4 protein-coding genes are annotated in these 9,957 nt (G+C 64.3%); all 4 read right to left on the bottom strand.

Annotation, left to right across the window (positions count from 1 at the left end):
• Positions 1-1,164: MMPL family transporter (locus tag LI92_RS17065; RefSeq protein WP_046320926.1), on the bottom strand; the 1,164-nt coding region annotated here is incomplete at its 3' end.
• A complete protein-coding gene (locus LI92_RS17070) occupies positions 1,161-2,324 on the bottom strand; it encodes an FAD-dependent monooxygenase (RefSeq protein ID WP_046320928.1) in 1,164 nt (387 codons plus the stop codon). The genes LI92_RS17070 and LI92_RS17065, both read right to left, overlap by 4 nt.
• Complete coding sequence (locus LI92_RS23835; protein ID WP_082109773.1) at positions 2,321-9,586, bottom strand: non-ribosomal peptide synthetase; 7,266 nt, start codon at positions 9,584-9,586, stop codon at positions 2,321-2,323. The genes LI92_RS17070 and LI92_RS23835 overlap by 4 nt, the downstream gene beginning before the upstream one ends.
• Positions 9,579-9,957 (bottom strand): hypothetical protein (locus LI92_RS23840; RefSeq protein WP_192830079.1); only part of this gene is annotated, 379 nt, incomplete at its 5' end. The genes LI92_RS23840 and LI92_RS23835, both read right to left, overlap by 8 nt.

The raw sequence follows: 9,957 nt of genomic DNA on the forward strand, positions 1-9,957 counted from the left end.
AGCAGCAGACGTGGCCACCAGGGCGGCAATTGGTCTGGACATGATGGCCCGGGCAAGTCTGTCCCAGCGCCGGCGGGACCGATCCCGGGTGTGCGGCAGCCACGGGACACACCAAGCCGTCACCCGGTCGCCGAGTAGGTACAACACGGCGGGCAGCACAACAAGACATGCCAGGACCGCCGTGACCACGCCGATGATCCCCGCGAACGCGATCGAACGGATCTGCGGTAAATCAACGATGAACAGCGTCGCCAAGGCGACTGCGACCGTTGTTCCCGAGGCGGCGACGCTGCGCCCAGCAGTTCGGATGGTGTTGGTAAGCGCGACCCTTCGATCGGACCCGGCCATCTCGTCGATGAACCGGCGGATCATGAAAAGGGAATAGTCCACGCTTACGCCGAGACCCAACATGGTGACGATGCTCTGCACGATGACGGTCAGCTCGACTTCGCCGGCGAGCCACGTGAGTGCAGCTGTCGCGAAGACGATCCCGGTCACGCTCACGCCAAGGGAGATCAGCGCCGCGGCGACACTGCGGTACAGCATCAACAGAATCGCTACGACCAGTGGAAGCAGGATCAGTTCAACACGCGTGAGAGCAGCCGCACCTACCGCGTTGGTGGCGGCGAATGCGGCCTGCTGACCCACCAGATAGACCTCTAATCCTTCCGCGTTGAAGCGCGATAACCCCCTGGTGACCTCCGGCAGGATCCGCTTCGCGGTGCCGTCGTCGATGCCGAGTTCCAGCGTGGTGAGCGTTGTCCGGGCGTCGTGGCCGAGCAGCTCGTCTCGCTGCGGCGACGGCAGTGAGCTCCAACCCGTCTGGCTGCGGACCTGCAGCCGAGGGTCGGCCACGATCTGTTCGGTCACTTCCGCTGCACGCCGGTCGAATCCAGTCGACGGCGCACTGAACCGCTCATCGTGAATCAGCAGCATGACAGTCGATGAACCGCGCCCCACGAAACCGGCGTTCTGCGCCTGCTCGGCACGGTCCTCCGGAGATCCGGGCACGGTCCAGCCGCCGCCGCTGAGCCGCCCGTTCAGCTGCGTGGAATAGATCCCACAGAGCAGGAGTAATACCAGCGTCGCCGCGACGATCCAGCCGGCGCGCCGCGAAAGCCATCGCGTGAGAACCTCGTTAGGCGTTCCTCCGGTCTGGGTCATGACTTCCATCCCAGGTCGAACCGCATGGGACGGGCCGTGTTTCGGGTCAGCGAACGCATAGGAACACGACGCATACCGGCGTTCCGCGCTGCACAGATCAGGGGATTCTGCGCCTGTTCCAGTTTGTTGAGTCGCCGCGAGCTCCGCACCAGCATTGCGGCTCGGTGTCGGCGCCTGTTCTCGTATACGCGCAGGGCGTCGACCGCATCCGGTGTCCGCGCGATCGCCTCCGCCAACACGTATCCGTCCTCGATCGCCGAACTGGCGCCTTGTGACCTGCTGGTCAGCATGGGGTGCGCCGCATCACCCAACAGGGTGACCGGGCCTTTACCCCACTGTTTGAGGAGGGGGCGATCTTGACCGGGCACGCTGACAATTGCCTCCGCCGGCGTCTGCTCGATCGCCTCGACTACCTCGGGAGCCCAGCCGTTGAATGCCGCCAGGACTTCTCCCTTGTCTCCGTGCCAGTCACGTGCCCGGGCTGCCGGTATGTTCCGTATCCCCCACCAGTAGGCCATCCCGCCGCCTATGTCGATCAGGCCGAACCGCTGACCTCTGCCCCAGTAGTGCCCGGTGTATCCGGTCACCATGCGCTCATGCTCAAAGGGCACGGTCCCAAGCCAGCAGACATAGCCGTACTCTCTGGCCGGCTGCTCGCCGGCGACCATCGATCGGACGACCGAACGGATTCCGTCGGCCCCGATCAAGACGTCTGCTCGCACGTCGGAACCGTCGACACACGTGGCGCGCGCACCGGAACGTCCGATCCCGACGTCGATGACCTGGGCCCCATAGTGGATCGGGGTGTCGGCAACGGCGTTGCGCAGCGTCCCGATCAGCTCGTTGCGGTGAATACTCACGAATGGATGCCCGAGTTCGGCGGTCAGCGCCGCGCCCGGCATGGCCCGGATCAGCCCGCCTCGGGCCGTACGCAGCTCAAAGCGCTCAAGCGCACGACAGCATGCATCCGTTGTGAGGTCAATACCCAGGCGGCACAGCACCTTGGTGGCATTGCAGGCGAGCCCGAGTGCCGTTCCGGTGCTCCGGGGTTCGGCCGCAGATTCGTAGATCTCGACGTCGATTCCCTTGGCCCGCAGTGCGATGGCAGCCGTCAGGCCGCCGATTCCGGCGCCGATCACCGCCACCGTCGGCGCGTTCATCGCGGGCTCTCACCGACAAGCTCGAACCCGGCGATCGCGGCAGACAGCTTGGCTGCAACGTCGGCGACATACGGCTCCGACATCATCGACAAGTGGTCACCGGCTACCTCGATCACGCTCAGGCTGCGCGGCGTCACTATTTCCCAACCATTTGTTGGACTGGCGAACATGCTCCCCACCATCCGGTGGGGGCCCGCCAACTCCGGCGGGAGTTCATCGCGCGACCGCAGCAGCGTGATATCCCGATCCAACGGAGCATGGCGGTATGCCAGGGTTGCCTCGCAGTTGGCGCGGAAGATCTCGTAGAGCCGCCGGATCAGTTGTGGCGAGCTGTCGGCGGGAACGACTCCCGCCTCGATCGCGTAGCGCAGAACTGAATCGAACGAGAGATCGGGATCCATTCCGCCGAGTCCGAACGCCAGCTGCTTCGCCTCGACGCCGTGGGCTTCCAACAGCAGTTCCCCGACGAACCAGGTGATCAAGTCACTTTCAGTGACGACCGCACGTGGTCGATCGCCGAGCGCCGTGGTATCGAGCAGGATAAGGCGTGCCAGCTCATCGGCGGGAAGTTGCCGGGCCATTTCGACGGCAACGTAGCCGCCGAAAGACCATCCACTGATGTGGTACGGCCCGACCGGGTGCAGCCTGCGAATCGCAGCGATATAAGACGCGGCCAGGTCACTCATCGTTCGCAGTGGCTCCGCCCCGGGCTCGGCACCTGCCGCCTGCAGCGCGTAGACCGGTTGGTCGACCGGAAGGTGCTTGACCAGGTCGAGATAGCACAAAACATTGCCGCCCATGGGGTGCACCAAAAACAGCGGTACGCGATCGCCCTCCGTGCGCAGCGCCACGATGGGGTCGAACGTACGGGCCGGACCGCCCGCCGCGATCAGGCCAGCAAGGTGGGCCGGAGTGGGTGCTTCGACAAACGCATCCAGCGGAATATCCACATCCCATCGCCGCGCGATGGCCATCACAACACGCATGGCACCGATCGAGGTGCCGCCGGCTTCGAAGAAGTTGGTGTCGACGCCGAACCCGGCCGTACCGGCGAACTCCGCCATGATGTCAGCGACCGCCTGCTCATAGACGTTGCACGCAGTGACGCCGGACGAAGCTGCAACGGTAGGGGTGAACGACAGCCCGCGCAGGGCCTGATCGTCACGCTTACCGCTCGGCGTGAGAGGAAACTCTTCGAGCCATTGGAACTGCGCCGGGATCATGTACGCAGGCAGCACCATTCGCAGGCGGGACCGAATCGTCGCGACGTCGGCGGCTTCCCGGTCCCCGACGAGATAGGCCACCAATTTGGCGTCCCCGTCGTCGAGGTCTCGCGCGACCACGGCCGCCCCTCGGATCGACATGTCGTTAAGATTCATCAAGGCCAGTTCGACCTCCGCACACTCGATGCGGAAGCCGCGCACCTTCACCTGGGTGTCAGCGCGCCCGAGATAGACCAGGTCGCCGGTGGGCAGCTGCGCTCCTAGATCGCCCGTGCGATACATCCTTTCGCCGCCGATCATGACGAACCGCTGCGCAGTGAGATCGGGCCGACCTTCGTAGCCGAGCGCGAGGCACCGTCCGCCTATGTAGATCTCGCCCTTCGCTCCGCACGGCACCGGATGCAGGTCGGCACCGAGCAGACCTATCGTTGCGCCGTCGACAGCAGTGCCGATCGGCGGCAATACCGCAAATTCATCCGGCGGACCGCTCAAGGTATAGCTGGCGACTTCGTGTGTCTCGGTCGGACCGTACTGATTCTCCAGGAGAATGCCGGGATGTCCGGCACACAGTAGGCGGATCTCCGGCGTCACCCTCAGCTGCTCGCCGACGTTGACCACGACACGCAGCGACGACAACCGTGTTCTGGTGGTCTGTGCCGCCTCGGCGAATGCCTGCAACGCGACGCAGGTCAGGAATGCCCGTTCGATCCCCTCATCGGCGACCAGGCGGACCAGTGCCCGTTGATCCTTGCGCTGCGCCTCGGACAGCAAGCGCAACCTGCCGCCACCGCAGAGTGTCGAGAAGATCTCCTGGAACGAGACGTCGAAGGAGAGCGGGAAGAACTGCAGCGTGGAACCGCCGAGGGCCCCAGAAGGGCGTCGGTTCTGCCATGCGATGACATTGTGCAGGGCCCGGTGCGGCATCGTGACGCCCTTGGGTTCACCCGTCGAGCCCGAAGTGAACAAGACGTAGGCCGCACTTTCGGGATCGATGGCCGGCAGTGTGTTCGTGGCCGGCATGTCCAGCAGCGCCCGCACCTCGGCGATATCGGATATGACGCGAACCGGCCGGGCACGTTCCAACATCATGTCGATACGCACGCGCGGGTAGCTGACGTCCAACGGCACAACGGCAGCGCCGGCCTTCAGGACGCCGAGCACCGTCGCGATCAGTTCGGGCGAACGATCCAGCATCACGCCGACTCGCGCTCCTGACGGCATGCCGGACGCCAAGAGGCCGGCGGCGATTCGCTCAGCTCCCCCGTCGAGTTCGCCATACGTCCAGCGCCCGAAGTCGGTGACGATCGCGGTTGCATCCGGGTTCGCCGCCGCCTGTTCGGACACGAGTTGCACGACGTCGCGAAGTTCCAGCTCATCGGCAACGGGATCGACGACCTGTTCCGGTGAGCGCACCATCGCGCTCAGCACACGCACCAGCGAATTCGCATACTCGCATGCTTGCGTCGCTGTCAGCACCGCGGGATCGCCACCGACGCGAAGCGACAGCCGACCGGTCCGCGGGTCGGTCGCAGCGGTCACCCACAACGCGAAGTTCGTCCGTTCACGCACTTCGAAGTCGAGCAGTTCTATCCCGGTGACATCGGGCAGCCCGCCCAACAGGTGATAGTTGACAAAGTCAAACACCACATTGAACAGCGGACGCCCCGCGTCGGATTGCATGGCCTGCAATGGGTAGCGCCGATAGCGATGGCTTGCGCGCTCGAACCGGGCCACTCGTTCGACGACTTCGATCCAGGTCCCGGGCTGACCGTCGAGCCGGACCGGAATCGTGTTGAGGAACAGCCCAGCGGCAACTTCGGCGCCGGCGCGGCCCGGGCGCCCGTGAGTGACCAGTCCGGTCGTGACGTCCGACTCGCCCACGAGCCTTTGCAGGACCACACAATGCGCAGCCAGCAGCAGTGATTTCATCGAAAGCCCGCGAGACTTTGCCAACTCTCCAGCGGCATGCTGCAACCACTGCGGGACCAGGATCGACACAGTCGGATCGGCGGTCCCGGGCGCTTCGTGAGCGACGTAGGACTCCAGCGCCGTCGCGTGCGATCCGTCCACCGCTCGACGCCAGAACTCTTGCGCAGCGGGATCAGCGACTGCTTCCCGCTCCAGACGAACGTGCTCTGCGAGCAAGGCCGACGAGTAGCTCCCCGTGCCGACCGGCGGCACGTCGAGACCGATTCGGAACAAATAGTCCTGCAGCAGTTCGCGTATCAGGTTGGCAACACTCCAACCGTCCAGAATCGCGTGATGGAACGCAAAGACCAGGTCCACACCGTCATCCCGGACGAATGCGCGCAGGCTGTACAGCGGCGCCCGACTGAAGTCGTAGCGATGTGCATGCCGGGCGGCCATATAGTCCTCGACCTCCCCGTCACCGCCGCCGGTCACGACGTCAAACGCTGATGGCACCCGCGACCGGACCACCTGCACCGGTGCCGAATGCTGATTGAGTTCAAATGACGACCGCAGCGCGGGATGCCGCGCGACTAAGTGATCGAATGCGTCGGCGAACTCCGCCTCCCGCCACGGCATCGACAACCGGTAGCGGAACACATCTTTGTACATCGCCGATCTGGCACTCTCAATGCTGTGCAGCAGCATGCCCAATTGCAGCGTATTCACCGGGAACGCATCTTCGGCGTCATGCAGCGCCGCGCGGTCGATCAACGGAAGCAATGCGAACGCATCCGTGACGCCTTGCGCCTTGCGAGGCGGCCGTGCGCTCGACCGCGCCAGTTCGGCGACCGTGGGCCGAGCGTACAGTTCCTCGACATCGAATTCGATACCGCGCCTCTCCGCCTTGCTGCGCACGACTAGGGCAAGGATCGAATCTCCGCCGATGGTGAAGAAGTCGTCATGTAGACCAACGGATTCCACCCCCAGCACCGAGGCGAAAATCTCGAGGAGCGCAGCTTCCACCGGCGTATGCGCAACGTTGCGATCGTGGTCCACGGCCAGCTCCGGTGCGTTCGCCATCTCCGTAAGCCCATTGATGAATACCTTGGCATAGGCGTGTGCTTGCGTGCCGGTGACGCTGAGAAACATCCGCTGCGTGCGCGGGTCGATACCGACCGTCGCCATTAGCGCGAAGTTCGTCTGCTCATGAACTTCGAAGTCCAGCAGTTCGATACCCGCGATGCCGGCCAACTCGGCGAACGGGTGGTAGTTGACGTAATTGAATGCTGTGGTGAACAGCGGGCGCCCGGCATCAGACTGCATGGCCCGTAATGGGTAGCGCCGATAGCGATGGCTTGCGCTCTCGAACCTGGCCACTTCTTCCAGCGCACCCAGCCACGTCGCCGATTGGTTGCCGAGCCGGATCGGGAGCACGTTGAGGAACAAGCCGGCGAACACTTCGGCACCTGCCCGTCCGGGACGTCCATGGGTGACAAACCCGGTGGTGATATCCGACTCTCCCGAGATTCTCTGCAGGGTAACGCAATGAGCGGCGAGCAGCAGCGACTTCATCGGCAGCGTGCGCGTCTTCGCCAGCTCGCCCATGGTCTCCTGCAACTGTTGCGGGAGCAGGACCGTCACGGCCGGATCTGCGTCCGTAGGGGTTACGTCGAGGGCTCCCGATTGCAGCGAGGTCGCTCGGGATCCGGACAGGGCACTACGCCAGAACTCTTGTGCAGCGGGGTCTTGGAGTACCTCCCTTTCCAGGCGAACGTACTCGGCGAGCATCGTGGCCGAACAGGCTCCGGTGTCGACCGCCGGCACATCAATGCCGATGTGCAGCAGGTAGTCCTGCACCAGCTCCCGGATCAGGTTCGCAACGCTCCAGCCATCCAGAATCGCGTGGTGGAACGCAAAGACCAGATCCACTCCGTCATCACCTACGAAAGCGCGCAGGTGGTACAGCGGGGCACGGTCCAACTCGTAGTGATGCGCGTGTCTGGCCACCAGGTAATCCCGTATCAGCACATCATCGGCCCCGATGACGACGTCAAATGCTCGTGGCACGCGGGCTCTGACGAGCTGTACCGGCACCGAGTATCGGCTCAGGTCGAACGAAGACCGCAGAGCAGGATGCCGCGCGACCAACCGGTCGAATGCGTCGGTGAATTCAGCTTGGCGCCAGGGCATCGCTATGCGGTAGCGGAAGACATCCTTGTACATCGTCGATTCGGCACTCGCGATGCTGTGGAAAAGCATGCCCAGTTGCAGCGCGGTTGCGGGGAATGCATCCTCGGCATCGTGGTGTACCGCTCGGTCGATCAAGGGGAGCATCGCGAACGCGTCCTTGACTCCGTGCGGATCGGGCGCCCGCCGCGAACTCGACTCGGCCAGTTCGGCGATGGTGGGCAGGGCGAACAGATCGTCGATATCCACAGTGATGCCCCGCTTCTCGGCCTCGCTGCGCACCGCGAGGGCAAGCATTGAATCGCCGCCGATGGCGAAGAAATTGTCATGTATGCCCACTGCATCCAGGCCGAGCACCGAGGCGAACACGTCGGCCAGCACCGCCTCGGCCGGAGTGCGCGGGGCTATGCGTTTGTCGGCCGGGCGGTCCGCGACGCCGGCGCGGGGCAGCACCTGACGATCCACCTTGCCGCTCGCCGTGAGAGGGAACGCCTGCAAGGCGACCAAGCTGGTGGGCACCATGTATGCAGGCAGTCGCTGGGCCAGGTGCTTGCGAAGTTGGACAACAGAGACCGACTCTCCGACGAAATAGCCGAGCAGGTGGGTGCCGTGGGTGTCCGACGGCTCGGCGACGACCACAGCCGACCGCACACCCGGGCATGACTCCATCACGACTTGGACCTCGCCGGGATTCACCCGATTGCCCCGGACCTTGACCTCATCATCGATGCGTCCCAGGAACTCCAGATTGCCGTCCGCAAGCCAGCGGGCGAGGTCACCGGTCCGGTAACGCCGGCCACCCGGCAGGCGTTCGTCGGCGACGAACACGGCTGCGGTCAGTTCATCTCGGCCCAGATAGCCGCGGGCCAGCCCCATCCCGCCGATGTTCAGCTCACCGGGAACGCCTATCGGACAGCGGTTTCCACGTTCATCGAGAACCAGCAACGCGGTGTTGTCGATTGGCTTGCCGATCGGGACGACTTCTATCGGCCCCGACGAGGGGCAGTCGAAGAAGCTCACGTCCACCGTCGCCTCGGTCGGCCCATAGAGATTCACCAGCCGGGGGACCCCGATGGGGGCGAAGACCCGGTTGAATCGCTCGACCAGCGCCGGTGTGAGTGCCTCCCCGCTGCAGAAGACGGTGTGCAATGCCGTGAGCCGGTCGATCGAATCAGGCTCGTCTTCCAGCTGATCCAGGAACGCGCGCAGCATCGACGGCACGAAGTGCATGACCGTCACCCGATGCCGCTCAACCGCGGCGATGATCTTGCGTGGATCGCGTTCGCCCCCTGGTTCGAGCAGTGCGACGCTCGCGCCCACCATCTTCCACCACATCAACTCCCACACCGAGACGTCGAATGTCACCGGAGTCTTATGCATAATCACGTCGTCGGCACCCAGCGGATACTGCCGCTGCATCCACCGCAGCCGGTTGGCCACTGACCGATGCTCGATCATCACACCCTTCGGCCGGCCGGTCGATCCTGACGTGTAGATGACGTAAGCCAGGTCCTCCGGTGCGGCGACTGGTTCGACCGAGTCCGCTTCGGCAATACACGGCTCGACGCGATCAACCTCCAGGTCGTCAGCCATCTCCGCGAAGTCCGCTCCGGCCACTATCACGCGGGCACCGCTGTCCTCGACGATCGTTCGCACACGTAACGACGGATACCCCGGGTCGATCGGCACGTAGGCGGCGCCGGCGCGCAGAACTCCGTGGATTGCCACGAGCAGCTCCGGCGAGCGCGGCACAATCACCCCGACACGGCTGTCGCGTTTAACACCTTTGGCGCGCAGCACCTTGGCGATGTGGTTCACCGCTGCGTCGAACTCCGCGTAGCAGAGCGTTCCGCTCACCGACACCACCGCAGGCCGCTCACCGGGTGTGTCGGCGGCAGCTCGGTCAACACGCATGGTCGGCGCAGTATCGATATCAGGCATCGATCGGCGCTCCAGAGGCGAACGTGTCCAGGTGGGTTCGATCCGCGTCGGACAGCATGTCGATCTCGCCGACTGGCGTATGCCACGACTCCAGCCCAGCTTCGATCAAAGCCAGGACGTGCCGCAACGCCTCGGTGAACGAATAGTTCGCGTCAAAGACGTCCTCTGCATAGAACAGGTCTACGTCGAGCGACCCGTCCCGCTCGTGTTCACGCACGACGATGTTGACCGCGTCGAGCGAGTACCCCGTCGCCAGCACGTTGACCTCGTGCCACATCAAGTCTGCCTGCTCGTTGTCAGGAATCGTGAGATACGAGTAGGTGACATCGAACAGCTGCGTCTGCGCACCGCTCGCACCGTCCTGTAATGCC

The organism is Mycobacterium sp. UM_Kg1 (assembly GCF_000972925.1).
In the GTDB taxonomy this organism is placed as follows: domain Bacteria; phylum Actinomycetota; class Actinomycetes; order Mycobacteriales; family Mycobacteriaceae; genus Mycobacterium; species Mycobacterium hiberniae.

Bases quoted from the DNA above. Each gene is read 5' to 3' on its own strand.
- LI92_RS17070 (WP_046320928.1), bottom strand. From the start codon at position 2,324: ATGAACGCGCCGACGGTGGCGGTGATCGGCGCCGGAATCGGCGGCCTG.
- LI92_RS23835 (WP_082109773.1), bottom strand. From the start codon at position 9,586: ATGCCTGATATCGATACTGCGCCGACCATGCGTGTTGACCGAGCTGCC.